Genomic DNA, 25210 nt, shown 5'->3' on the forward strand with positions numbered 1-25210 from the left:
AAGACGCAGGTTGAGGCCACTCAACCACTGCGTTTTTATTTATCACACAATAACTTGACTGAATTTATCAAGTTTTGCCCAACCTCAACAATTATACAAATTTTTCACGCTATTTAGTGAGCAGTTCTGTTAGGTAAAACACTATTGTTTTATTCAACACATAATAAACATCCATCATAAATCTATCATTATAATCTTTACTAACTTAGAATTAAACTTTTTGTGCCACTCTTTATTTGATTTCATGCACAACTACGCTATTAACAGCTATCCCTCTTTTTGAAAACTAATCGACAATTTCTAATTTAAAGGCTTGCCATGGTTTTAAATAATCCAATAAAGCAACTGCTTCTGGTAATATTTCAGCGACGACATTAGCTTTATCACTTACTTCAAAGACTTTCAACGCTATTTGTAATTCACCTTTATAACGTGTATACAAATCATTATCAATAATAATCGAACCACGTTGAACGATTTTCACTTGGTATCGAGGTACAACTGACTGGTCAACAAATTTTATCCTTGTCGTGGTCGAACGAATGACATAATCCGAGATATCCCCACGATAAATATGTGGTTCTTCAATAATTTGACGCTCAATCGCTGTTAATTTTAGAATAGGTTTAACTGGAATCACCATTACCTCTTCATTTAAACGTTGGGTCAATTTTTGAAGTTCAGCTTCATTAATAAATTGATTCGCAATTAAAATATTATCTATTTGTTCGGTCGCAATTAATAACGCTGCTTGTAATTCAATGGGTAAGTGACGATGATCTTCAACAGTACAAAGACCCTCTGATAAAGGCCATGGCCCTTCGGTTGCAGTTTGCGCATTGACAAAGGCCGCAGTCTCAATGCCTGCCTCCTTAAATAATCGGTTCATCTTTTCGAAATGTGCTACGGATAAACCGGTAAATTCATGGGGATAAAAGTTATGGCAAGCAATGATATTCTCTAAATTTGCCTCAGCTTCAATTAATTTGTTTAATAAAGTAGCGTCCGTACTCATATTTAACTCTATCTTAATTTCATATGGATTCTTAGTTAATTCCACAATGGCGTTAATATCTAATGCTTCATCTAAGCGAAGACCCTTTAAACCAAATTGATGCGCTTTTTCGATTAAATCTTGATCCCACCCTGCTTGTTTCACAAAAGCAGGGCTTATATCAGCAATTACTTTTAAATCCAATTGATTGGCATAAGCAATAGTTTCTTGATATTTATCAAAAGTTGACGTGTCATCCGTTTCTAATTGAAGTAAACTCATAAAAATTCTAGTTGCACCATACTTTTTTAATAAATCCATAAATTGTTTCGTTTTTTTAACCGTATGATTTTCCGGATATATAGAAAAACCAAAGTTTACCACGCTAACGCCCCTCTCTAACGTTCAAAGCCATTTTGTTCGCTTAATTGTTTGAACCAGTAACCAGATTTTTTGATAGTTCGATCTTGTGTTACTAAATCTAATTCTATTAAGCCATATCGATTCTTATAAGCATTGAGCCAACTCCAACAATCAATAAAAGTCCATAACATATAGCCATGGCAATTTGCACCTTCTTCGATAGCACGATGTAATTCAATTAAATGATTTTCAATGAATTCAATACGATAATCGTCTTGAATCATACCATCTACCTTGAATTTTTCTTCGCCTTCAACGCCCATTCCATTTTCCGTTAAAATCCAGTCGATATTACCATAATTTTCTTTTAAATTAATCGCAATATCATAAATACCTGGTTCATAAATTTCCCAACCACGATGTGGATTAATTTTTTTACCTGGCATATCATACCCTTGGAAATAATAGTTAGGCATAAATGGTTGGCTCTCATCCCATGGTGTCGTGCGCGCTTGAACTCTTAGTGGTTGGTAATAATTCACGCCTAAGAAATCAACTGTATGTTCTTTAATAATAGCCAATTCATCATTAGTATAATCTGGAGTTAAACCATGTTTCTTAATAATTTCAACAAGTTCTCGTGGATACTCACCTAAAACCGATGGATCTAAGAAACTCTTTGTTTGGAATAATTCTGCTATACGGGCAGCTTTTACATCCTCTTCAGATTGACTGCGTGGATAAGCAGGAGTTAAATTTAATACGACACAAATTTTATGATCAGGATTCGTCTCATGGCAAGCTTTAACGGCTAATGCGCTAGCTAATTGCGTATTATAGGCTACTTGTACCGCTGCTTTCGCATCTACTTTTCCAGGATAGTGATGGTTACCTAAATAACCACATTCCACTGGTACAATCGGTTCATTGAAGGTAATCCAAGTATCCACCAAATCGCCAAATAATTCGAAACACATTCTAGCATAATTTTCATACGCATCAACCGTTTCTTTTGTTTCCCAACCACCTTTTTCTTGTAAAGCATAAGGGATATCAAAATGATAAAGATTGACTATTGGTTTAACGCCCGTTTCATTTATCCGTTTAAAGACATCACGATAGAAATCGACTGCTTTACGATTAACCTCACCGACGCCATCAGGAATTAAGCGAGACCATTGAATCGATGGACGGAAAATGGTATGTCCTGTCGCTTTAAGCAATTCGATATCACTTTTGTAGTTAGTATAGAATGTAGAGGTTTGACTTGGACCAACTTGATTATAGAAACGCTCAGGTTCAATACTAAACCAATAATCCCAATTACTCATTCCTTTACCATCACCAGGAACAGTCCCTTCGCTTTGGGGTCCAGAAGTAGAACTTCCCCATAAAAATCCTTCAGGAAATTGATAAAACTTTTTCTCTTTAGTCATGTTTTTGCTCCTTTATTTTTTATATTTTCAATACTTTCTTTAAATTGTGGTAAATATGATTCATGAGCCAATAATAGCTCATTTAAAACAACTTGTGTTCTGGCATCATTGGCAATTAAAGGATGAATCATAAATGCTTGCAGGGCTAAATCATAAGAACCCGTCATTGCCGCTTCAACAGTTAACATTTCCATTTGTTTCATCATTTGTAGATACCCTTTAACAAATGGTGATACCGTTGGTACTGCTAATGGAATCGGACCGTTTGCTGTAATGATGGTTGAGATTTCCACCACACAATCCTTTGGTAAATACTCTATTACCCCTCGGTTTATTGTTGAAACTGTAAATTGTTCATGGGTGTCGTTAACAATCGCGACAATTAATTGACAAGCAATGTCACTATAATAAGCACCCCCTCGTAACTCTAATTGTTTAGGCTTTTCATCGGTATGAGTATCCCTGTAAACAGCAAATAACTCTTCTTCAATTCTTTTTACTTCTTCACCACGTGCAGTTCCTTCTTTAAAATGTTGAACACTATCTTCTAACATTTCAGTTTCAATAAAGTAATAACGGTGATAATCACATGGTAATAAGCGAAGACTTCTTAAAAGTTCAATGGGAAAATCAAGACTGGTAATATTTTTTACACCTTGTACTTTATCTTCTCGATCTATCCCATATAGTTTTTCAATCACTTCATCAGTTCGATTATGACCTTCATGATCCCACACTTCATGAAAATGAAAATGATTGAGACCTACATGTCTTAATATTAATTGTTTATCTTCTAGGCCCAAAACTTCCGATGCAGCTTTTTGTTGACCAATCGGAATATTACAAACTCCAATCGTCTTAACCCATCCAAGATGATTAATCAAAGCTTCTGTGACTATCCCAGCAGGATTAGTGAAATTAATTAGCCACGCATCAGGACATAAAGCTTTCATATCTTCAATAATTGGCTTATAAGCTTCAATTGTACGAAATGCTTTAAAAATACCACCCGCACCATTAGTCTCTTGACCTAACATGCCATGTTTAAGTGGAATTGATTCATCTAATATACGCGCATCTAATTGTCCGACTCTAAATTGCGAGGTCACAAAATCAGCATTCTTCAGTGCTTCACGGCGGTTTAAGGTGCCGTAGATTTTCCAATCTAATCCTGCTTTTTTTACCATTCTTTTCGCTAAATCTACGATGGTAGTTAATTTTTCTTGTCCTAATTCAACATCGACAAACCACCATTCACTGATTTGCAGTTTCGATTGCCTTAAAATCATGCCTTCAACCAATTCCGGTGTATAACTAGAGCCACCACCAATTGTCACTAATTTAATGCTCTTCAATTTACCACTCCTTTCAATCTTATTATAGTGAACGCTTACTACAATGTAAATGATTTCATAGACTCCCTTTTTCCTTAGCGATACGGAAGTACTCTTGACATGCTCCTTCTGATTTTCTTAATAAATGTGAGGTGTCTTAATAGAGATTGGCGGTTTAAGACAGAGAAATTTCCTGTAAAAAAAAGACCATGTAGAAACATTGATTTCTACACAGTCTCAAAATGTTATTTATTTTATCGCTTTTAACGAATTTCTAATCCATCAATTTGATTAAGGGCTTCAGTAATATTAGCCATTGCGGCATTAATTTCCTCATCCGTTAAAGTTTTCTCTGGGTTTTGGAAGGTTAAGTGATAAGCTAATGACTGGTTGTCTTCTCCAATTTTAGCATCGACAAAGCGGTCAAATAATTCAACTGAACGTAAATATTGGCCACCTTTTTCATTAATTAGATCGACTAATTCTTGTTGGATAATCGATTTTGGTACTAATAAAGCTAAGTCACGTGACGTTGAAGGATACTTCGGAATCATCGTTTGCACTAAAGCTGGACGGTCATAAGCTAATACTTGATCAAAGTTTATTTCCGCAAAGAATGTCTCATCTGGTAAATCATGGTCTTTGGCTACTTTAGGATGGACTTGACCAAAGAAACCAATGACTTCACCATCTAATAAGATGTTTGCGGTACGACCCGGATGCATGACGGCATAAGCTTGGGTTGCTTGATATGTTATCTTGTCAGTTAAGCGAATCGCTTCGAAATAACTTTCAATGATTCCCTTTAAGTCATAAAAATCATAATTCGCTGCATCTTGATACCAAGCATTTGTGGCATTTTGTCCTGCAACTAAGATACCAAAGCGCTCTTCTTCTTTTGGTTGAACATTATCGCCTTGTCCATAAAAGGCTTTACCAATTTCATAAAAGGCTAATGGTTTATTTTGACGCGCTTGGTTATATTTCGCAATTTCCATTAGCGCTGGGAATAAACTTTGACGTAATACTGAACGATCTTCACTCATTGGTAAGGCTAATTTGACGAATGGTTGGTCACCATGTAATAATTCAGCTTCTTTTGGTGAGGTTAAGACATAACTAATCACTTGGTTCAAGCCTAAACCTTCAGCAATCGCACGTGTTTGACGGACTAATTTTTGTTTTGAATTTAAGCGTCCTGGTGTACTTGGTACTGTTGGTAAGGTTACCGGAATATTATCATATCCATAAATACGAGCGATTTCTTCTAAGACATCTGCTTCAATCGCAATATCCCAACGACGTGGTGGCACTGAGACTGTAAAGTCATGTTCATGAATTGAGACTTCAAATCCTAAACGATCAAAAATAGTTTGTAATTCATCATTGGTAATCTCAATGCCTATTCTTTTTTCAATCGCTGATAAAGGAACTGTCACTTGTTTATTTTCAACCGTTAAGGTATTTACTTCCTTAACACCTAAGGTATTTACTTCCTTAACACCTGGTTCAACGACGCCTTCACCTAATTCAGCCATCATTTGGGCTGCAGCCGTTCCTGCTTCATCAATCGTTGCTAAATTAATGCCTTTTTCAAAGCGCGTACTTGATTCAGAACGTAAATTAAATTTAGACGCTGTTTTACGGACATTTAAGCGGTCAAAGACAGCTGTTTCTAATAAGACCGTCGTGGTTTTATCAGTTACTTCGGAATCCATTCCACCCATTACACCCGCTAAAGCCACAGGAATTTCACCGGCTTTAATCATCACATCATGTGTCGATAGAGTACGTTCAACCCCATCTAAAGTCGTGAAAGTCTCTCCTTCATTGGCTGCTGCTACCGAAATAGCTTTAGAAGCTAGCGTATCATAGTCAAAGGCATGCATTGGTTGACCATATAATAATAAGAAATAATTCGTAATATCGACGATATTATTTAATGGACGAATACCCGCTTTCATCAAGCGCATTTGTAACCATAATGGACTTTCTTTTACCGTCACATTTTTAATCACTCGTAACTGATAGCGTGGTGATAAAGCAGCGTCTGCTACCGTTACTGAGACCGCCTCTAATAATTCTGCGTTATCAGCAAAATCTGGCGCTTCTGGTTGCGTCATCGTAGGTTTTTGATTAATAACTGCTCCTACTTCATACGCTGAGCCACGCATTGATAAAGCATCCGCACGGTTAGGTGTTATAGATAATTCTAAAATTGGATCGTCTAATTGTAAATAGTCAATCACACTTTGCCCCACTGGCGCATCTTGTGGTAATAGATAAATGCCATCTGCGTATTTTTTAGGAATGACACTATCAGAAAAGCCTAATTCTTGCAATGAACATAACATTCCTTCTGATACTTCACCACGTAGTTTACTTTTCTTAATATTGAAATCACCCGGTAAAACAGCACCAATCATCGCAACTATCACTTTTGCTCCCGCATGCACATTCGGCGCTCCGCAAACAATTTGTAATAACGCGTCTTGCCCTACCTCTACTTTCGTTAAATGAAGGTGGTCACTATCGGGATGGTCGACACATTCTACAACTTCTCCCACCACTAAGTTCGATAAGTTAGCACCATAATTTTCTACGCCTTCAATCTCAATACCAGTACGAGACATTTTATCAGCCAGTTCATCCGCCTTAATTTTTGATAAATCGACAAAATCGTTTAACCATTCATATGATAAAAACATTAATTTTGACCTCCTTTGAATTGATCTGAGAAACGTAAATCATTTTGATAGAAATGACGAATATCATCCACATTATATTTCAACATTGCCACACGATCTGGTCCTAAACCAAAAGCGAATCCTGAGTATTTACTTGAATCAATACCGGCCATTTCTAAGACATTGGGATGGACAATCCCGGCACCTAATATTTCAATCCAACCGGTTTGTTTACAGACTGAACAACCTTTGCCACCACATTTAAAACATGACACATCCACTTCGACCGAAGGTTCAGTAAATGGGAAATAACTTGGACGTAAACGAATTTCACGTTCTTCGCCAAATAATTTTTGAGCAAATTGTAATAGCGTGCCTTTTAAATCAGCTAGTGTAATCTCTTTGTCTACTACTAATCCTTCGATTTGATGAAATTGGTGAGAGTGCGTCGCATCATCACTATCACGACGGAATACTTTACCGGGACTAATCATTTTTAATGGACCGTCTTTTTCAAAATCATGTTTTTCCATCGTACGAGCTTGTACAGGAGAGGTATGCGTACGCAATAATACTTCCTCTGAAATATAAAACGTGTCTTGCATATCACGAGCAGGATGTCCTTTTGGTAAGTTCATCATTTCAAAGTTATAGTGATCTAATTCAACTTCAGGTCCTTCAATTACTTGATACCCCATACCGATGAATAAATCTTCAATTTCTTCCATGGTTTGCGTAATGATATGGCGACTACCTAACGCTTGTTTTCTACCTGGTAACGTAATATCAAGCGTTTCTTCTGCTAATTTAATTTCTAACTCTCGAGCTTCAATACGTGCTTTTGAGACTTCAATCGTTGATTCAATTTTTTGCTTGAACTCATTCATATGTTGACCTAGTTCACGACGACTGTCATTATCTAAGTCACGCATTACTTTAGCAAGATCCGCAATAACCCCTTTTTTTCCAGTATATTTCACTCTTAATGTGTTTAATACTTTCATTGAATCAACTTGTTCTAATTCACCTGATGCTTCTTGCATGAGGACTTGAATCTTATCTAATGTTTCTTGTAATTTTGAACTCATAGCTTACTCCTTTTTAAAATTAATGACAAAAAAATAGCCTCCCCCAAAAAAGGGACGCATGACCGTGGTACCACCCTTGTTCCAAAGATTTAAACAGTCTAATCTTTGACACTTGGCATCTGTAACCGAGATGTAGCGGGTTCTTTTTCAAAAGTTATACTTTCTTAACAGAACGACTCCGAAAGCGAAAGTCTCTTGCGGCTTATATGATTTAGTTTCAGTCACGCTAAATCTCCCTGATAACGGCACAATCGACATTTTTCATCATAGTCTTCTAAAAGGTATTATAGCAAGAATTCTAAGGACTTTCAAATCAATCTCAATAGAAACTTAGGGAAGATTCGTAAGTAACAGTTTTTTAGAGTGAATTAGTTAGAGGCATGGTGAATAATTGAAACATTCGCTTTAATTTCATCTGTATATTTTAAGGCGCATCAATATATACGGGATTCTTCAATAACCTAGTGCGCATTTCTTTAACGACGGACTATGAATTGCTCCAAAAACTGATAGCTCATTTTTCTTGTAAACAAGTGCGTATTGCTCTGATAAATGACTGTGCATTTATTTTGTAACCAAATGCTCATCATTCTAATAACAGATTGCGCACTTATCTTGTAGCCAAATGCACGTTGATTCAATAACTCGCACCGATACCACCAATGCTAAAGTATATACTAGAAATGTTGTTTCTCCAATCAAAAGAACCTCGTTAAGATTTCCTTGAACATCACCCCATTAGTCGGTATATAAAAAGAGACTTATAAGAAGCTCGTGCTTAAGCGTGTTAAGCTTTGACTCCTTATAAATCTCTCTTTCTTTATCAATAATGGTTTACTCTTTTATAACCGCTGCCTCGTTCTTACCTTCAAATAATGATTTTTTCTTTGCTAAATAAATCATCCACAAAAATATCAAGGGAAAGATAATACTTGAAAAAATACCGACTCGTAAATTACCACCTGACCAAGCAGCTACCTGACCAATTAATCCAGGACCTACCGTACAACCTAAATCGCCAATTAAAGCTAACATCCCAAACATAATCGGTCCCCCGGTTAATCCTTTACCTGCAAGACTATACGTTCCCGGCCATAATATACCAACCGCTCCTCCGTACATTGCACTGCCTAATAAGCTAATCCATGGCCAGTCAAATATCGACATCACTAAAATACTCATGGTTAGGGTTATCAAACTAATCATAATGAATTTTAAAATGGAAAGATTATGTTTTCCTAAGCCAAAATAAATCCGAAACAAGCCCATCATCACCGCAAAAGAAAGCGGTCCGGCTAAATCTCCCACGGCTTTAGAAAAGCCGACAGTTTTCTCCATATAAAGGGATAACCATTGGCTCAGTGCCATCTCACTAGCACCGGCACAAAACATCATCATCGAAAAAATCCAGAAAGCTTGATTGGTTAATAATCCCATCATACTGCCACCATCAGCAGTTCCTTCGATGATCGTTGGTAATGGCACAAAAATGAATAAAATCATATTAAGTAACGGAATAATACACCAGAAAAATGTCAGAACGCGCCACTGTTCAATGCCGACAAAGTAAAAGTAACTCATCGCAATAATCGTGACGGCGACAAAGCCCCAACTATAAAACGAATGCATCAAGCTCATCATTCGTTCATTATTATCAGTTGGAATTTCCTCTAAGATAGGATTACTAACCACCTCAATCAAGCCGCCTCCTGCACTATATAAAGCGGTAGCAATCACCAAGCCAATATACGGATTACTTACTATCATATTCGGCAAAAGTGCCATCGCAGCAAAACCTAATACCGCTAATAAATGGGCCAATATAGCCACCCAACGATAACCAATCCATTTAATAATGGGGATGGATAATGCATCTGCCATTAATTGCACTAAAAAATTTAAGGAAACTAATGCCGTTATTTGGACTAAATCAACTGAAAATTCATTTTGAAATTGTACAAATAATAAGGGCACATAATTAATCACCATCGATTGCACAACATAAGCCATAAAACAAGCAATGATGGAATGACGATATGTTAATCTACTCACTTTCAGATACCTCATCTATTAATTCATTTGTCATTAAATACGTTAATTCTTTTTGGGAGATGGATTTCAAAGCTAATAAATCAGGCATGGTCCACTCATACGGTTGAAAACTATAAACTGTCTTAAATTCATATGATTTAAAGCTCGCTGTTTTATCTTCAAAAATATTTAAGTTAAAGTTTTCAGTGACACCAGCTAATGTTAAAGTATAGAGTTGAGTACGTTCATTAAAGGCAATATCAAAATCGGTTAATTTCTTGGTCACCATCGTAGTCGCGACACCTAGGTCTTTGACCATTTTAGGTAAATCGCGATTAATATCAAGTCCCTCAATCGTTGCTAAGCGTGTGCGATCAATTTGTTGGTTGACTAAAGCTCCAAAAGCGAGACCACTAGGTTGCGAACTTAACTCTAACTTTTGCATCGCACTAGCTTCTGTTTCATTAATCGTGACATCCGTTGTCAATTTTAAATTTACGTTTTTAGTATCACTAAAAATCACTTCCGGGATTGCCATTCTTTCCAAACTCAACGTATAGATCGGATTGATATAGTAAATACTCTCTTCAGGAACTTGAGCTAATTTGTTCATATTAGGTAATAATAGAAACGCATCATTCAAACTCGTCAATTGATCAAAGCCTATTAGTTGACTTTGTTCGAATTCAACGACGGGGGAATCAATTGAAGCCATCACCAAAGCATCATCTCGCTTAAAGTAAGGTTGACTGAAATAATCAAGCGAGTTAAGCCAATCTAAAGTGGTGACATAAGCATACTTAAAATGATCATAAGCATATAGACGAACATGATAATGATTAGGATTTGACAGTCGATCATAGAAATCATAGTCAATAATCGCATTGCCGGTTGTGGTATTACCTAAAACTGTCACCTCAACCGTTTTTTCATTACTTCTTTGATTCACTAATTTTAATTGCATTTTAAAGCTCGGAACCTCTTTTAATGCTTCAAGTTGCTGAGTTAAGCTTTCTAATTTCGAAGGTTCAACTTCTGTCACTTCACTTCGCAAAAGACTCTCTTCTGTTGGTTCTAGAGTGGATTGAGCTGAACTAATGGGTGATAAAATGAGTGAACTCATCACGCCCATTAATGTTAAATATTTGAGTTTCATTTTACACCATCCTTCCCTTTTCAAAAAATCACTCCAACTCTTCTTAATTTCCCCCAAAAAATTATTATTTACGACTTTTACAATTATTAAGTATAGCACAAAATTTCGTCATTGTGAGTGAAAACCTATTCTTAGAAATATTAATAATTAATTAAAAAGAATATGATATTCGTACTGAAATTATCTAAAAAAGTAGATATAACACGGTTATTAATCGCTGAACCTTTTTCCGACATCAAAAAAGATACTTAACACATTTGACAAATTCTTAATATCATGCTATTTTTAATATTGTTTCCTGCGGTAGTGGCGGAATGGCAGACGCGCCATCTTGAGGGGGTGGTGAGTGTATACTCGTGTGGGTTCAAATCCCATCTACCGCATTTTAAATAGAATAAATTAATCATCTTATAACTAAGAGGCCGTAAATCACTTAGATTTGTACGATCTCTTTTTTTTATCAAAAATTAGCCATTCTATACTTTTTGGTGTGGGGAACAGAGTCATTTCTGTTGACCCATACCATTTGACAAAGAGCCGATTTTCCTAAAGAGAATTACAAGCATAAAAAAAGCCCACTAAGTGGGCTCAGACTAGTCTTTATTAGATTCATAGGGAGATAAAATCTAATAACTGTATTATAGCAGACTTTTTTTCCTAAGACAATACCTCTGCACTATTAGTTATACAATATTATAAAAAAGTTACCCATGTTAAACATTAAGCATGACAAACCGTGCAGTTCTCGGTAATGGAGTGTCTCGTGGCCAAACAATCCATGATGCTCCAACCACTTTCATCATTAGTTTATATTCTCTTAATTGTTTCTAATAGCACTTCTATAATCACAACTATGAATTGACTCTTCTCGACATAGAATATCACTTAAAATCATTATTTTTTTAATAAATCCGTTATCTCAATTTGACGTTCACAATTACTAATCGAGTCCCCTGTTATAATCACTTGTCCCACAATGTCATGAGCTTCATGACCCAAAGGATTAAATAAAGCAAATCCCCAATCGGTCCGCATCATATATTGTGTTAGCACACTATCAAGATTTAAATAAGGTACTTGTAATGAAATTGCTGCCTTACTTCTTAGACGTATTTCCGGTAGTGGTAATCCTAACACCGCACGGACCGTTGCCTCATAATGATTCACTGACATTGATCCAATTGTAAATAATGCTTCATCAGAAAGACCGATTCTAGCATCATTGACATAGACGACTCCCGCAGTCGTAATTAACAATTCCATTGTAATGGAACCAATTAAGCCCAATGCATCAGCAATCACGTGTCCAATTCGATTTATTTCTGCTTCAATCGCCGAATGCAAGCTCACCGGATAACGCACTTGCGTTCCACCATCAATACCCGCTTCAATAATTTCAAAAATCGGGTAAACTAACATTTCTCCACGTTCATTACGCACGATCGTTAAGGAGGCTTTCTTCTCAGATGGAATCCAAGCTTCTAAAATACAAGTACTTTCCTCAATTTTAGTTTCCGCTTGAGGATAATCTTGTTCACTATAAATAATAACCGATTGTTCTGAATTAGGTAAATGTCGGTTGGTTGATTTTAAAATACAAGGAAAGCCAATATATTCTACCGCTTCTTTTATATCAGCTATTGATGTTACCAATGAAAACGGCGCTACTAATAATTGCAATGAATCTAAATACGCTTTTTCTAATAATCGATCCGTCGTAATGGAAATTAAGTCTTCTGACATCGTAACATCCGTAATTTCTTTTAAAATTTGATAATCCTGACTGGATAAAATGCCTGTATCGGTAATAATCGTATCTACCCGTCCGGCAAAATGTCTTAAAGCCAGTTCATCATACGTTTCGGCAATGGTTTGCCAGGAAGCAAATTGTTTAACCGGATTGTCTGGAGTCAAAACCAAACTACCTACTCGGTATCCTAATCGACCCGCTTCTTGTGCTAATATAGCTGCAGATAAACTAGAACCAATAATTCCCACTGTTTCACCTGGATAATGTTTTCTTGGCATATTGTCCCTCCTTTCATCCATTTCACTCTTACTATCTTATCATATATTGGCAATAATTCCGATATGTTTTAGTCTTCTTTTCTTTACATTTTATTAACAATGAAAAATGAGCACAGTGAGGGATCATCAACTGACAGTTGGTCCCTAACTGTGCTCCTAATTATTTTTTTAATGGTGTCTTTATTTAATAGTAATGTTAGAAACCCATGTGACACCTATTGTTTCAATAAGATAGTATCAAATCATGGATTGAGATTAAATTGCCATCACCAAAATCATTCAGGTCCTTACGATGATTCAGCTTTCCTAAAAACGGCTGCCATCACATTCCAATACTTTTCAAATACATCGGCCATACCATTTGGTAATTTTCAACTATCATCAAACATCACATTCAGCTAGGTGACAAAAAAACATGCTAATGACTAAGTTTGTTTAAATTCATTAGCACGATCATTTATTGTTCAGTGGTAGTTTCTCCATTAGGCTGATTATATTGGTAGAGATTCCATTCCTCCATCATCGCAATTAATTTATCTGCATAATCAGGGTCGGTAGCATAACCTGAGTTTTGCAAACCACGTGCTTGCTCTTCAGGGGTAGTTCCATTTTTAACTGCAGCATACTGGTCAGCATTCCAAGTCGTACCATGAATCAATAAGCGAGCATGGGCCTCCATTGAAGCCGCCCAATTAGGATAAACCTTAAAGCGTTCGGTGCTCTCAATCCATTTATTGTCAACATATTCTGCTGTAGGTAAATCCACACCATCAGGATCACTCGCGTCCGTTTTAACACCAAATAAATTATAATAATCTGACGCTAACCCACTCTGGCCAAATTCTGATTCTAACATCGCTTGTGCCATTGAAACACTCGCAAAAATACCATATTGACGTTGTAACTTTTGGGCAATTGGTGAAATTTCTTCCACAAAAGCCAATCTTGTTTGATAGTCAATATTTTCAATTGGGGGTTCAACATAAATCGTATCACGTGATTTCTGCCACTGAGAGACGAATAGAGTGAGCAATACCAATAGTATAATCACAAAAAACGTGATGATACCTAATTTTTCAAAAAACACACGTCTTAAATCGTGAAATTGTTTTTGTTTCGTCGATTTTCTTTTAGTTGGCTTACGTCGTGTTGTTTTTCGCTTTTTTGCCGGCTTTCTAGCCGTTGTTTTTTTCTTGGTCTTCCTCTCTACCATCTCAACACCCCCATTGAATTATTCGTCTTCTTTTAATTTTTCTCTTTCACTTTCAAACCAGTCGAGTAATTTTATTTCATCGGTTTCAATCTGTTGACGAATAATACCTGGTAAACGCAGTTCAATAATATCATTGTAACCCCAAAAATTATAATCTGCAATCAACTGTAAAATCGTCATATTGGATTTACGAGAACTTTTATCTTCATTCGCATCTGATTGATGCCATTCTAAACGTACCATGCCGTGACGAACCCATTTTTTAGCTATTTCATATTTTAAAAATAAATATTCTTTCACTGGCTCAGCCATAATATCCGGTACAATCTCTGCATTACGCACTACTTTTTGAACGAGCATCCATTCATAATCTGTGAACAATGTAGATAATATCATAATATTTTCATATTTCAAACCCTGTTCACCTTTTTTCCATCGATCCCAACTTTGAGGTGAAATTCCTAATTGTTCAGAATAAAAAGCTTTTTCACTCACATATTTCTCTTTTATCGCATGAACAACAATCGCAATTAATGCTGGATTCATAAAATATCACTCCTTACGTGTATTATATTTTTATTATACACTTATTACGTGATGTTGTAAATGTTTGTATTTTAAATTTATTTCGTATATTATAAAAAGAAATAAGAGAAGGGATTCGAGTTTATGGTAAATAAGTCTCCATTTAAAATAGGTTGGCGGACCATCAAAACGGTTGTAGGAGTATTTATTATCTTATTACTCTTCCATTGGTTGGACCGTTCACCTGCAGCATTAGCCTGTTTAGCTTGTGTTTTTGCGATGCAAGAAGATATCTCCACCTCCATTACTTTTGGGCGTTATCGAATTGTTGGTAATACGCTAGGCGCTCTGATTGCTGCCTTGGTGGTTCAAATTGAATTAATCTTTGGCATCGAACATCCTTATGTTCATATTATAGCTGTTTCGCTAGGTGTGTTACTGGTCATTGTTTCGTGTAATGTACTGAATAGTGATAAAAGTATTGTTAATTCTTGCGCCACTTACTTCGTCGTCTTGCTGACGATTTCGAGTAGTCAATTAGTCAGTTATACCGTTGATCGTATTACAGATTGCTTGATTGGTGTGATTGTCGCTATAATCGTCAATTACCTACTCCCCGGTTCAAAACTTAAACCTACTGAATCAGAGAACATTTAATACTAAATAAAATATATCGCAATCGCAATAATAATTATATTGAACTAAGGTCTGATATTTCACTATTTATCGTTTCATGATGCGAGTTAAACAGTTGAATTAAAAAATCTCAAAGTAGTAGTTAGAGTTGGCATTACCAGTAGATTTGACGATAAATTTTAGTTGTGCACAGAAAGTCACTTAACGATAAAATAGCTTTTGCTATAACATTTGTCAAGCACTTAAAGATATTTCCGCACATAAAAAACGAGCTAGAAGAAAGAGTTTGTTACACTCTACTTCATTAGCTCGTTTTTCTTTAAACTCAAGTGCGGCAAGGCATAATCTTGATTAATTCAGTCAAGTTTATTGCTCGTTAATAAAAGCGCAATGGTTGAGTGGTCTCAATACGCGTCTTTCGACTTGTTTGAGGCCTACTCAACAAAGACTTGTTTAAGACCTACTCAACTGTGCGGGGGTGGACAGACGAAGCGAAAATTATTTAATTTTCTACTTCTGGCCCACTCCAACCTTTAAAATATTTTTACTAATTATCAACTAAATGATATTACTCCGCATAATAGAATTTATTAGATCCATCTTCATCTTGGAACCAATTGATATTACGGTAACCACCAGTATTTGGATCGTATACTGAATCAGGCATACCGTCACCATTAAGGTCTTCCCCATATTGGAATCCTGGCGCTTCAGTTTGTTCAACCACTGGTGCTTCAGTGACTGGCTCAACATATTCTTCCTCAGGAACTTCTTCAACCACTGGTTCTTCAACTGGTGCTTCTTCGGTTGTTTCTTCTTCAGATGGAATTTCACCAGTCATGAAATAAGAAACTAACTGACGAATTGAGTTCGCAATACTTGAGACAGTTGTGTCAGTATCTTTTGGATTCGCCACATTCGTCACCACTAAGTATTGGCCATCTTCTGTTTCTAAAATACCGGCATATCCTTGGCTCGTTGAATCAACATCATTTGAAGCAATTTCATAGCGACGATTCACGCCTTCGAATCCATCTGGATATTTACGCGTAATCGGTGTTTCTAATAACATCTCTTTAAATTTCGCATCTAATTCTTCAGACACTAATTGATTATTAGCTAATTTCTCTAATAACAATAATAAATCTTGTGCATTGGTAACCGTTCCTGTTATATGACCTTCGTCATTGACATTTAATAACTCTGTCACTTTGGTAGCAAAGTAATGGTTCTTAGATAACCATAAGTTAAAGTCATTAGGACCACCTGTTGCTTGAATCAAATGGTTCATAGCAGAAGCATCTTGTTGTTGAATCACTTCAATCATTAATGCTTCGATTGTAAATTCAGTATTTTCTTCTGCAGATGCAATGGCACCGTTATCCCCTTCAGCTTTTAGATCATCTAATACTTTCACTTTAGTTTCAAGGTCAATTTCACCCTCATTTATCGCTGTTAATGTACGGTTTAAAATGAACCAAGAGAATAATTGTGAGGCATCAAATGAAGAATCAGCATAAATATAAGGTGAGTCTTCCCCATTTTTCTTAAAGGCTGCTGAAAGAGTGCCTGTTTCTGATAAATTATCCGTTAAAATTTGATTGAAGTTTTCAAACTTTTCGCCATCAACTGTTGTTTTTGGTAATTCAACATCAAGTGATTTATCAATATTTAATGAATCTGATTGTACTTTCACAACTTGTTTTGGTTGCTCAGACGCAATCACTTGCATCGCTGGATTATTGAAAGTAATTTTTAATTGTTTACCTTCTTGAACAAGTGAATAATCTTGAATTTCTTGAATTTCGCCATCGATATCAACTGAGATATTTAAATCTTCACGTTTAATTTCTTTTTGGTCATCCGCTAACTCTAACTCAATTTCGGTCAATGGATATTGGTCTAAGTTCACCGCGCTTTTCGCTACTATCGCATTTTCTGTTTGATTAGGTTGGTCCCCATCAACAGATTCATCTTCTTTAGTGGTTTCACCTTCTTGAGTAGTTTCACTCTCTTTAGTAGAATCCTCTTCTTTTGTACTGTCATCAGCTTTATCGGTTTCTCCTGTTTGAGAATTGTTTGCTGATAAATTACTTTCATCAGTCGAGTTAGGATTGTTTTCATTACTTTCGGTTGACACTACTTGCTCACTTGTAGAAGGTTGGTTTTGGTTACCAAAGCCATATTTTTCCCATAATTGTTTCCCATATTTAGGGCCAAAGGCAATTAATAGGAATAATAAGAATATAACTAACAATAATTTAATAATATTCCAAAGGAAACCTAAGACACTACCACGTCGTTTGGTCTTTGGAATCACTTCAGAATCTTCAATATAACGCTCTAATTCGTCATCACTTACTCGACTTGAACGGGCACGCAACGCATCATCAGTAGTGGCAAATTGAGGCTCTTCTCGATTATCAAGACGACTATCGATGGTGCGATGAACGCGTGTCTCTTCAAGATTATCTCTATTATCTACTCTTCCAAGAACACGTGTCTCTTCAAAATCATCGACATGACTTTGTCCAGCCGCTACACCAGCAGCTACTTCATCGGTAGTTTTAATATCTTTTAATTCATCTCTTTGAGGTTCTGGTTTAGCATGTACGTGCGTCGATTCTGATCCATCAAATTGATGACCACAATAAGCACATCTTGTCTTAGAACGCACTTGTTTACCACAATTTGGACATTTCATATTATTCCCCCTAAATAAATATTCTCACTGATTATTATAACATAATGAGTACTTTAATGTCATTCACAAGCCCACAACCATTTCATTACAAAGTAGTATCAAACGAGCCTGTTACTCGATAATCGAATGGAACAAGAACCTGATGACTTCACAATATATTCGAAATCAGCGCCACGTCTTTTAAACAGAATACTGACATCATACGCTACAGCCATTCTTATAGAATCACTTTTTATATTGATTTAAAAAGGTGTGCAAGTACAGAGTCATTCCTGTTCACCCACACCAAAAAGTATAGAGCAAAAAAGCCAGCCTCGTTGAACAGGCTGACTCCATTTTAATTATAAGTTATTACCGAAATTTTGACTGTAAGCTGCTTCAAACTGACGAGCTAATAAATCAATATCACCCGCACCCATAAATAATAAGACTTCATCTTTATAGTCCATTAATGGCGATAGGTGTTGAGCAGAAATGATTTCTACATTACCATCAATTTTATTAGCCAAATCTTGAATGCTGACTGTTCCATCAATTTCACGTGCAGAATGGAAAATATCCACTAAGTGCACTTCGTCTGCCATATTTAAAGCCCGCGCAAAATCATCTAATAAAGCTACCGTACGGGTAAAAGTATGCGGTTGGAAAACAGCCACTACTTTATGATTAGGATATTTTTGTTTTGCTGCATCGATGGTTGCGATAATTTCAGATGGATGGTGAGCATAATCATCAATGATTGTTAAATCATGTAATTGTTTCACTGAGAAACGACGTTTTACCCCACCAAAAGTAGCGATATTTTGAGCAATGTCTTCCGCTTTAAATCCTTCTAATGTTAAAACCGCAATCACTGCCAATGCGTTTAAAATATTATGTTGGCCATAAGTCGGAATTGAAAAATGTCCTAAAAATTCACCTTGACGATAAACATCAAAATTTGCACCTTCGGTTGTTTTTTCAATATTTTGTGCATAAAAATCATTCGTGTCTGATAAACCATAATAGTATACCGGCACATTCGCTTTTAAACTTGGTAAGTATTGGTCTTCACCCCAAGCCACGATACCTTTTTTGGCTTGGCTCGCAAATGTTTGGAACGCTTCAAAGACATCTTCTATTGAATGATAATAGTCTGGATGATCAAAATCAATATTGGTAATGATCGCATAGTCCGGTTGATAAGCTAAGAAATGGCGACGATATTCACACGCTTCTAAAGCAAAGTACTCAGCTGATAAACTACCAAAGCCAGTACCATCACCGATTAAATAATTAATGGGTGCTAAATGTTTTAATGTATGAGATAACATGCCTGTAGTAGACGTTTTACCATGCGATCCTGTAACCGCAATACTCGTAAAATGATTAATTAAACTACCTAAAAAGTCATGATAACGATAGATTGGTAAATTTAATTCACGTGCTTTTACTAATTCAGGATGATCATCTCCGAAAGCATTCCCCGCAATGATGGTTAAACCTTCATGAATATTATCGGGGTTAAATTCCATCATTTTAATGTGTTTTTTCTCTAATTCTTGTTGCGTGAAAAAGTATTTAGAAATGTCGCTACCTTGTACCTTAAAGCCACTATCATGGATAATTAAAGCCAGTGCACTCATCCCTGAACCTTTTATTCCTACAAAATGATAAATTGTATCATGTGTTAACATGTTAGTTCTCCTTACTATATTCAAATAACAAATAACTTGATTTTTCTTTAGTTAAACGCACCGCTACTTCGCGAATCTTGGAAGCTTCAATTGACTTGGCTTCACTTTGTGCTAGTGTTTCGACTGGTATTGATGCGTCAGCCCTACTCTTACTTAGCGCTATGGGTTGTTCTGTTAAAGCTGGTTGATACCGTTTTGATTTAAAACGCTCGCTAAGTTGATAGGTGGTTGCTTCTGCTGCCGCTTCAGGTTCACTGTCTGCGACTTGTTGATTTAAAAATACTTTGTCTGACGAATCCGAATGTTGTTGCTTTAAAAATGGAACCGAATAACGTTCCTTCCCATTGACGGATTGGTGTGATTGAGCATTTTCTATTCTAGCATTTAATTGTTGACGGTCAACCGGTGGTGCTAAATCTTCGCGTTGATCCATACTTCGAACTTTCTTAGGTAACTCATAATACAGAGGTTCATCTTGTTTATCAGCAGTTTGGCTCCGAGTGGTGTCAAAGATACGTTTACTACCATCACGATCAGTTAAACGATTAAAACGACGATTTTTATTCGATTGATGTTGACGCTTATTGAATGCTGGTCCATCATATTTACTCACGTCGCTCACCTCTTTTAATAGATTCTATAATACTATGCGTAATATTCTACCACTTCAGATAATGGAGTGCCAATTTTTAAATCTTTGGCTAATTCCCAAATACCTGGATAATCTTCAATATGAGTTAGCTCTAATTCACGGGTAGAACATACCATCCCATTACTTACAACTCCACGCAATTCACCCGGCCAGATAATCAAACCACTTGGCATCACTGCACCCGGTAACGCTACTAAGACATTCAATCCCTTAGATATATTACGCGCACCACACACAATTTGCAAGACTTTATCGTCAGAAACACGAATTTGCGTCACACTTAAATGATCACTATCTTCATGTGGACGACATTCTTCTACATGACCAACCACAAATTTGGGTGAATTATCGACTTCGATTGTTAAATCAAATCCTGCTGCCGCAATCATTTCATTAACTTGTTTCACTTGTTCAGTAGATAAAGCCAAAGCACCATTACCTTCAAGACCTAATTTTTCTGCCACATTGAATAGATTGACAGAAACTGCTTCGTCGGTATCTTCATCATAAATAACGGTGACATTCTCTTTAGTCGCTGTTTTTACTTTATCATCCGCGACATTGCCACTTGTCAATAATAAAACATCGCCAATACCTTCGTTATTATAAAATGCTAACCACATATTTTTTCGCTCCTATGCTTGTTCTTTAATTGAATTTAATGTTGTGCTATCAAAGCTTGTTACGATTTGATGTAACATTTCTTTCGCTGCTTCATAATCTGAAATTCTAAATAAGGTTTGATGTCCATGAATATAACGTCCTGGAACACCAATCACACCACTTGGGACACCGTCATTCATCACATGAGCAGCACCTGCATCCGTTCCCCCTTTAGAGAAGAAGTATTGATACGGGATACCATGTGTTTCTGCTGTATCTAAAATATAATCTCTTAAACCTTTATGCGTAATATGACCCGGATCTTGCATTCTTAATAAGAAGCCGTCGCCTAAACGACCCTCTACATCTTTTTTACCATCCATATCACCCGCTGGTGAACAATCTACAGCTAAGAATAAATCTGGTTTAAATTGATGAACTGCACCTTTAATTCCACGCAAACCGACCTCTTCTTGAACGCTTGCGCCAGCAATCAAAGTGGAATTCAATTTTTGGTCTTTAACTGCTTGCAATGTTTCTAACATAACCGCACAACCATAGCGATTGTCCCACGCTTTCGCAATAACGCCTAATCTATTCGCCGTTTTAACAGTTTCCACTTGAGGCACAATCGAATCCCCTGGTCGAACGCCATACTCTAATGCTTCTTCACGAGAGGTAAATCCAGCATCAAATAATATATCTTCTGCTTTGACCGTTTTATTTTCGCCATTGCTACCACGTAATAAATGAGGGGCAACTGAAGAAGAAATACAAACATAATCTCCTTTCTTCGTTTGAAGAGTAAAACGTTGGGCTGAAATACTATATGGATTCCAACCACCAATCGGAATGACTGCAAATAAACCATTTTCAGTAATACGGCTAACCATAAAGCCTACTTCATCCATATGTGCCGCAATCATTAATCGAGGGGCATTTTCAGTTTGACTTTGTTTAATACCAAAAATATTACCTAATGGAGATTGATGAATTTCATCAACTAATGGCGTCATATGCTCTCTTAAATATGCGCGCACACGACCCTCATTACCAGAAATCCCTTGTAATTCCGTTAATTCTTTAATCAACTTAAATGATGTTTCGTTCATTGAAATTCGCTCCATTCTAAATTTCTATCTAATATATTGTGGCACAAAATACCCTTAAAATCAAACCTTAATCACGATGTTAACACGCTTTTCTACATAGTAAAATCGGATGTTTTTCACAATCAAATAATAGTACAATCAATATATCCATTGTGTTATAATGGAAATACTACGCAAGAAAGCAGTCTTTTTGTGTTAATTTTTTCTTTAAGGAGGAATTAAAATGAGCCAAAATAAAAACAATACTTTAGCTGGATTATTATTACTCGCAACAGGTCTGGTAGTAGGGGCAGCAGGTGCGCTTTTCTATCGTGAGAACCAACCTAAAAAAGCGAATCTTGTCTTAGAAGAAGTAAAAGCATTATTCCAAAATCAAGGGACGATTACTGGTTCTTGGATTGATTATGAACCCGTAGAATATGAAGTTTTTGAAAGCAAACCTCTCGTCTATCTTGGTGGTATTTCACGTCAAGAAGGTGATGAAATTTTCACTTACAATTTTATCGCTGACGCTTTCACAGGAGAAATTTTGGATATTTATGACTATCAAGCTTAATTTTGCTTGACCACGCCAAAGACTTTGGTAAAATGGTTACTGTATGATTTTTTGAAAGGAGGTAAAAAATGGCGTTTGATGGACGTAACGAGTGGCGAATGTTACCACTAAAAGGCTCATCTGGAGAAGCTTTTATGGGGATTAAAGATGATGAGAAAGTATTTTTCAAACGCAATTCCTCACCTTTCATTCCTTCTCTTTCAGCAGAAGGTTTAGCTCCCAAATTAATGTGGACTCAAAGAACTTACTCAGGGGATTTATTAACTGCTCAAGAGTGGAAAAATGCAAAACAGTTAACAAGAGAAAATATGCATAATTTGGACGTTATCGATTTAATCAAACAAATTCATCAGTCCGAGCATTTATTAATTTTACTAAGACGGGTACAAAGTAATGCTTTCAAACCTTTAGACTTTATTGATCTGTATTTTGAAAGCTTGCCCCCTTCCTTAACGCAACACCGATTTTTTAATGAAGTCATCCGCTTTTTAGAAGACTCAGTAGACGATGATTTCTATCAATGTCGTTATACTGTTTGTCATGGCGATTTAAATCATAATAACTTCATGATTGATGAAGATCAAAAATTATTTTTAGTCGACTGGGAAGGCGTTAAAATTGCCGACCCAATTAGCGACCTTACTTGGTTCTTACTTCAATATTTTCAACCAAGCGAATGGATGGATTGGTTTGATCGCTATCAGTTTGAATTTGATAACTCTTTTTACAAACGCGTTAAATGGTATAGCCTAATGAACTGTCTCTTATTAATTAAGCAATATACATTAGAAAATCGACCACAACAAGTGAACCAATTTATTTTATTATTACGAAATATTTATCAATCAGAAGATCAAGCAAAAGGAGGCTTTTATGCGCCTTAGAAATAAACCATGGGCCCAAGACAAATTAGATGCCCATCCAGAATATGTCCCACAAGAAGCAGAACAATTTCGCGGAAAATGGCAAACTCGCTTTGAAAAAACACAACCCTTGCATATTGAAGTTGGTTCTGGAAAAGGACGTTTTATCGTTGAGATGGCCAAAGCTCACCCAGAAATTAATTATATTAGTATCGAAATTCAAACCAGCGTCATTGTGAGTGTGCTTGAATTACAATTAGAAGCGCAATTACCTAATTTACAAATCTTACATGCCGATGGCCGTAACTTAAATCAGTACTTTGAACCTGGTGAAGTCAGTCGAATCTATTTAAACTTTTCTGATCCTTGGCCAAAGAAACGACATGAGAAACGCCGTCTAACCTCCGCCGATTTTATTAAACAATATGAAGAAATTTTAGTAGCGGATGGTGAAATTCATTTTAAAACCGATAACCAAGGATTATTTGAATATACGCTCTACTCTTTCTCACAATATGGTATTAAATTAAAACAAGTCTGGTTAGACTTACATCATTCAGACTTTGAAGGTAATATCATGACCGAATATGAAGAAAAATTTTCAAGCAAAGGCAATCGCATCTATCGTTTAGAAGCTTACTTTGAAAATGAACCAACCCAATCAAAATAAACCAACGCACGACGGCAACCTCAACAGGTTTTAGTCGTGCGTTTTTGCTTTCGTTATCTCGTTGTAGTTAAGTCTTTCTCAATTTGTTGGATGTTGAACGAACTAGTCCAGCCTTCATAGGTCAATCGCTTGTTAGATAGCAACGCTATTTTGTACCCGACCTAATCCTGGTTGTTTGCATAAAAAACCCTAACAAGCGCGAGGGAATGATCCTCCTTCAACGTTTGTTAGGGTTATAATGCAATTTAGTGATGCATCTCAATATTTAATTAGTCATTTAAAAGACGTGAGGTTTCTTTACGAGATAAATATTTACTACGCTTAGGAATAATCAAGCCTTGATTGATGCGCGCCATTAAAATTAAGACTACCGCAGCAATCACTGTTGTAGCTAACCAACCACCCCATAATGGTAATTGATTTAAAGCCAATCCATCCACTGCTGGCAATACCATTGGGATGATAACATAACGTAATGCAAAATAAACCAGTGAAACCAATAAGCTAGCCGTTACGATATTTAAATAAGTCGAAGATAAACGACGATTATTCAATGTTTTTTGCGTATATTTCGCAAATAAACCTGCAATTCCGGCTGATAATAATGGGGTAACTTCCGTTAAAATCTTAGTTATCCAATCCCATTCAGGACGGCTTAATATTAAATTAATGGCACCTGCAATCGCTGCAAAGACAATTGCTGTTGCAGAACCATGGCGCAGACCTAGCCAGATTAATGGTACTAAGCCAATGGCTAATGTCACTCCTAAGATTTCTGTTGATTGCCATTCAAAGCCAATCGCACGCCACAAAACTACCAATGCTGTTGCGATTAATCCATCCATTAATAAACGAGTGGTTCTTTTATTCATTCCAACACCTT

The 25210-nt window shown here is 36.3% G+C and carries 20 protein-coding genes and 1 tRNA gene; 5 read left to right on the plus strand and 16 right to left on the minus strand.

Annotation, left to right across the window (positions count from 1 at the left end; all coding sequences use genetic code 11):
• Positions 1-286 precede the first annotated feature (286 nt).
• The 7 genes from HMPREF2811_RS07635 to HMPREF2811_RS07665 form a co-directional block, all read right to left on the minus strand.
• Positions 287-1378, minus strand: coding sequence for a DUF871 domain-containing protein (locus HMPREF2811_RS07635; RefSeq protein ID WP_071408821.1), 1092 nt, complete (start codon positions 1376-1378; stop codon positions 287-289).
• Between the two features lie 14 nt (positions 1379-1392).
• Positions 1393-2793 carry a glycoside hydrolase family 1 protein gene (locus HMPREF2811_RS07640; RefSeq protein WP_071408822.1) on the minus strand — a complete coding sequence of 467 codons (1401 nt, stop codon included), beginning with the start codon at positions 2791-2793 and terminating at the stop codon, positions 1393-1395.
• The gene (locus HMPREF2811_RS07645; protein ID WP_071408823.1) at positions 2790-4148 is read right to left on the minus strand and encodes a 6-phospho-beta-glucosidase; all 1359 of its coding nucleotides are present in this window, start codon (positions 4146-4148) and stop codon (positions 2790-2792) included. Before HMPREF2811_RS07645 ends, HMPREF2811_RS07640 begins: the two co-directional genes overlap by 4 nt.
• A 242-nt stretch (positions 4149-4390) precedes the next feature.
• Positions 4391-6835, minus strand: coding sequence for a phenylalanine--tRNA ligase subunit beta (gene pheT / locus HMPREF2811_RS07650; protein ID WP_071408824.1), 2445 nt, complete (start codon positions 6833-6835; stop codon positions 4391-4393).
• On the minus strand, positions 6835-7902 hold the full coding sequence (gene pheS / locus HMPREF2811_RS07655; RefSeq protein ID WP_071408825.1) for a phenylalanine--tRNA ligase subunit alpha: 1068 nt from the start codon (positions 7900-7902) through the stop codon (positions 6835-6837). Before pheS ends, pheT begins: the two co-directional genes overlap by 1 nt.
• 834 nt (positions 7903-8736) lie before the next feature.
• Positions 8737-9954: an MFS transporter gene (locus tag HMPREF2811_RS07660; RefSeq protein WP_168164964.1), complete on the minus strand. Its 1218-nt coding sequence runs from the start codon at positions 9952-9954 to the stop codon at positions 8737-8739.
• A complete protein-coding gene (locus HMPREF2811_RS07665; RefSeq protein WP_071408827.1) occupies positions 9947-11089 on the minus strand; it encodes a hypothetical protein in 1143 nt (380 codons plus the stop codon). The genes HMPREF2811_RS07660 and HMPREF2811_RS07665 overlap by 8 nt, the downstream gene beginning before the upstream one ends.
• A gap of 300 nt (positions 11090-11389) precedes the next feature.
• Between HMPREF2811_RS07665 and HMPREF2811_RS07670 the strand changes: the two genes are divergently transcribed.
• Positions 11390-11472, plus strand: a tRNA-Leu gene (locus HMPREF2811_RS07670).
• Positions 11473-11983: 511 nt separating this feature from the next.
• Here HMPREF2811_RS07670 and HMPREF2811_RS07675 read toward each other — a convergent pair.
• The 3 genes from HMPREF2811_RS07675 to HMPREF2811_RS07685 form a co-directional block, all read right to left on the minus strand.
• On the minus strand, positions 11984-13117 hold the full coding sequence (locus HMPREF2811_RS07675) for an ATP-grasp domain-containing protein (RefSeq protein ID WP_071408828.1): 1134 nt from the start codon (positions 13115-13117) through the stop codon (positions 11984-11986).
• A gap of 457 nt (positions 13118-13574) precedes the next feature.
• The gene (locus HMPREF2811_RS07680; RefSeq protein ID WP_071408829.1) at positions 13575-14330 is read right to left on the minus strand and encodes a glycoside hydrolase family 73 protein; all 756 of its coding nucleotides are present in this window, start codon (positions 14328-14330) and stop codon (positions 13575-13577) included.
• An 18-nt stretch (positions 14331-14348) separates the two neighbouring features.
• Positions 14349-14876 (minus strand): hypothetical protein, encoded by a 528-nt coding sequence (locus HMPREF2811_RS07685; protein ID WP_071408830.1) that lies wholly within the window; start codon positions 14874-14876, stop codon positions 14349-14351.
• Between the two features lie 123 nt (positions 14877-14999).
• Here HMPREF2811_RS07685 and HMPREF2811_RS07690 point away from each other — a divergent pair, with 123 nt between their 5' ends.
• Positions 15000-15512 carry an FUSC family protein gene (locus HMPREF2811_RS07690; RefSeq protein ID WP_071408831.1) on the plus strand — a complete coding sequence of 171 codons (513 nt, stop codon included), beginning with the start codon at positions 15000-15002 and terminating at the stop codon, positions 15510-15512.
• Positions 15513-16059: 547 nt separating this feature from the next.
• On the opposite strand, the gene HMPREF2811_RS07695 is transcribed toward HMPREF2811_RS07690, so the two are convergent.
• From HMPREF2811_RS07695 to pepA, 5 genes are all read right to left on the minus strand, one after another.
• Positions 16060-18195 carry a serine hydrolase gene (locus HMPREF2811_RS07695; RefSeq protein WP_071408832.1) on the minus strand — a complete coding sequence of 712 codons (2136 nt, stop codon included), beginning with the start codon at positions 18193-18195 and terminating at the stop codon, positions 16060-16062.
• A 341-nt stretch (positions 18196-18536) separates the two neighbouring features.
• Positions 18537-19871, minus strand: coding sequence for a UDP-N-acetylmuramate--L-alanine ligase (murC, locus tag HMPREF2811_RS07700; RefSeq protein WP_071408833.1), 1335 nt, complete (start codon positions 19869-19871; stop codon positions 18537-18539).
• Between the two features lies 1 nt (position 19872).
• Positions 19873-20484 carry a hypothetical protein gene (locus HMPREF2811_RS07705; RefSeq protein WP_071408834.1) on the minus strand — a complete coding sequence of 204 codons (612 nt, stop codon included), beginning with the start codon at positions 20482-20484 and terminating at the stop codon, positions 19873-19875.
• 32 nt (positions 20485-20516) lie between these two features.
• The gene (gene ytpR / locus HMPREF2811_RS07710) at positions 20517-21146 is read right to left on the minus strand and encodes a YtpR family tRNA-binding protein (protein WP_071408835.1); all 630 of its coding nucleotides are present in this window, start codon (positions 21144-21146) and stop codon (positions 20517-20519) included.
• Between the two features lie 12 nt (positions 21147-21158).
• Complete coding sequence (gene pepA, locus HMPREF2811_RS07715) at positions 21159-22238, minus strand: glutamyl aminopeptidase (protein ID WP_071408836.1); 1080 nt, start codon at positions 22236-22238, stop codon at positions 21159-21161.
• Positions 22239-22461: 223 nt separating this feature from the next.
• On the opposite strand from pepA, the gene HMPREF2811_RS07720 reads away from it, so the two are divergent.
• The 3 genes from HMPREF2811_RS07720 (at position 22462) to trmB (ending at position 24327) form a co-directional block, all read left to right on the plus strand.
• The gene (locus tag HMPREF2811_RS07720; protein ID WP_071408837.1) at positions 22462-22794 is read left to right on the plus strand and encodes a PepSY domain-containing protein; all 333 of its coding nucleotides are present in this window, start codon (positions 22462-22464) and stop codon (positions 22792-22794) included.
• Positions 22795-22862: 68 nt separating this feature from the next.
• Positions 22863-23678, plus strand: a complete 816-nt coding sequence (locus tag HMPREF2811_RS07725) for a phosphotransferase family protein (RefSeq protein ID WP_071408838.1) — start codon at positions 22863-22865, stop codon at positions 23676-23678.
• On the plus strand, positions 23668-24327 hold the full coding sequence (trmB, locus tag HMPREF2811_RS07730; protein WP_071408839.1) for a tRNA (guanosine(46)-N7)-methyltransferase TrmB: 660 nt from the start codon (positions 23668-23670) through the stop codon (positions 24325-24327). The genes HMPREF2811_RS07725 and trmB overlap by 11 nt, the downstream gene beginning before the upstream one ends.
• 269 nt (positions 24328-24596) lie before the next feature.
• Here trmB and HMPREF2811_RS07735 read toward each other — a convergent pair whose 3' ends face one another.
• Entirely contained in the window at positions 24597-25199 is a 603-nt protein-coding gene (locus HMPREF2811_RS07735; protein ID WP_071408840.1) for an energy-coupled thiamine transporter ThiT, read from the minus strand.
• Positions 25200-25210: the final 11 nt, after the last annotated feature.

It is taken from the genome of Globicatella sp. HMSC072A10, assembly GCF_001811625.1.
GTDB classification, from domain to species: domain Bacteria; phylum Bacillota; class Bacilli; order Lactobacillales; family Aerococcaceae; genus Globicatella; species Globicatella sanguinis.

Excerpts from the sequence above, each read along its gene's own strand:
- HMPREF2811_RS07720 (WP_071408837.1), top strand. The coding sequence starts at position 22,462 with ATGAGCCAAAATAAAAACAATACTTTAGCTGGATTATTATTACTCGCA.
- ytpR (WP_071408835.1), bottom strand. The coding sequence starts at position 21,146 with ATGTGGTTAGCATTTTATAATAACGAAGGTATTGGCGATGTTTTATTA.
- HMPREF2811_RS07690 (WP_071408831.1), top strand. The coding sequence starts at position 15,000 with ATGGTAAATAAGTCTCCATTTAAAATAGGTTGGCGGACCATCAAAACG.
- HMPREF2811_RS07640 (WP_071408822.1), bottom strand. The coding sequence starts at position 2,793 with ATGACTAAAGAGAAAAAGTTTTATCAATTTCCTGAAGGATTTTTATGG.
- HMPREF2811_RS07665 (WP_071408827.1), bottom strand. The coding sequence starts at position 11,089 with ATGAAACTCAAATATTTAACATTAATGGGCGTGATGAGTTCACTCATT.
- HMPREF2811_RS07695 (WP_071408832.1), bottom strand. The coding sequence starts at position 18,195 with ATGAAATGTCCAAATTGTGGTAAACAAGTGCGTTCTAAGACAAGATGT.
- pheS (WP_071408825.1), bottom strand. The coding sequence starts at position 7,902 with ATGAGTTCAAAATTACAAGAAACATTAGATAAGATTCAAGTCCTCATG.
- murC (WP_071408833.1), bottom strand. The coding sequence starts at position 19,871 with ATGTTAACACATGATACAATTTATCATTTTGTAGGAATAAAAGGTTCA.
- HMPREF2811_RS07680 (WP_071408829.1), bottom strand. The coding sequence starts at position 14,330 with ATGGTAGAGAGGAAGACCAAGAAAAAAACAACGGCTAGAAAGCCGGCA.
- trmB (WP_071408839.1), top strand. The coding sequence starts at position 23,668 with ATGCGCCTTAGAAATAAACCATGGGCCCAAGACAAATTAGATGCCCAT.
- HMPREF2811_RS07675 (WP_071408828.1), bottom strand. The coding sequence starts at position 13,117 with ATGCCAAGAAAACATTATCCAGGTGAAACAGTGGGAATTATTGGTTCT.
- HMPREF2811_RS07685 (WP_071408830.1), bottom strand. The coding sequence starts at position 14,876 with ATGAATCCAGCATTAATTGCGATTGTTGTTCATGCGATAAAAGAGAAA.
- pepA (WP_071408836.1), bottom strand. The coding sequence starts at position 22,238 with ATGAACGAAACATCATTTAAGTTGATTAAAGAATTAACGGAATTACAA.
- pheT (WP_071408824.1), bottom strand. The coding sequence starts at position 6,835 with ATGTTTTTATCATATGAATGGTTAAACGATTTTGTCGATTTATCAAAA.
- HMPREF2811_RS07725 (WP_071408838.1), top strand. The coding sequence starts at position 22,863 with ATGGCGTTTGATGGACGTAACGAGTGGCGAATGTTACCACTAAAAGGC.
- HMPREF2811_RS07735 (WP_071408840.1), bottom strand. The coding sequence starts at position 25,199 with ATGAATAAAAGAACCACTCGTTTATTAATGGATGGATTAATCGCAACA.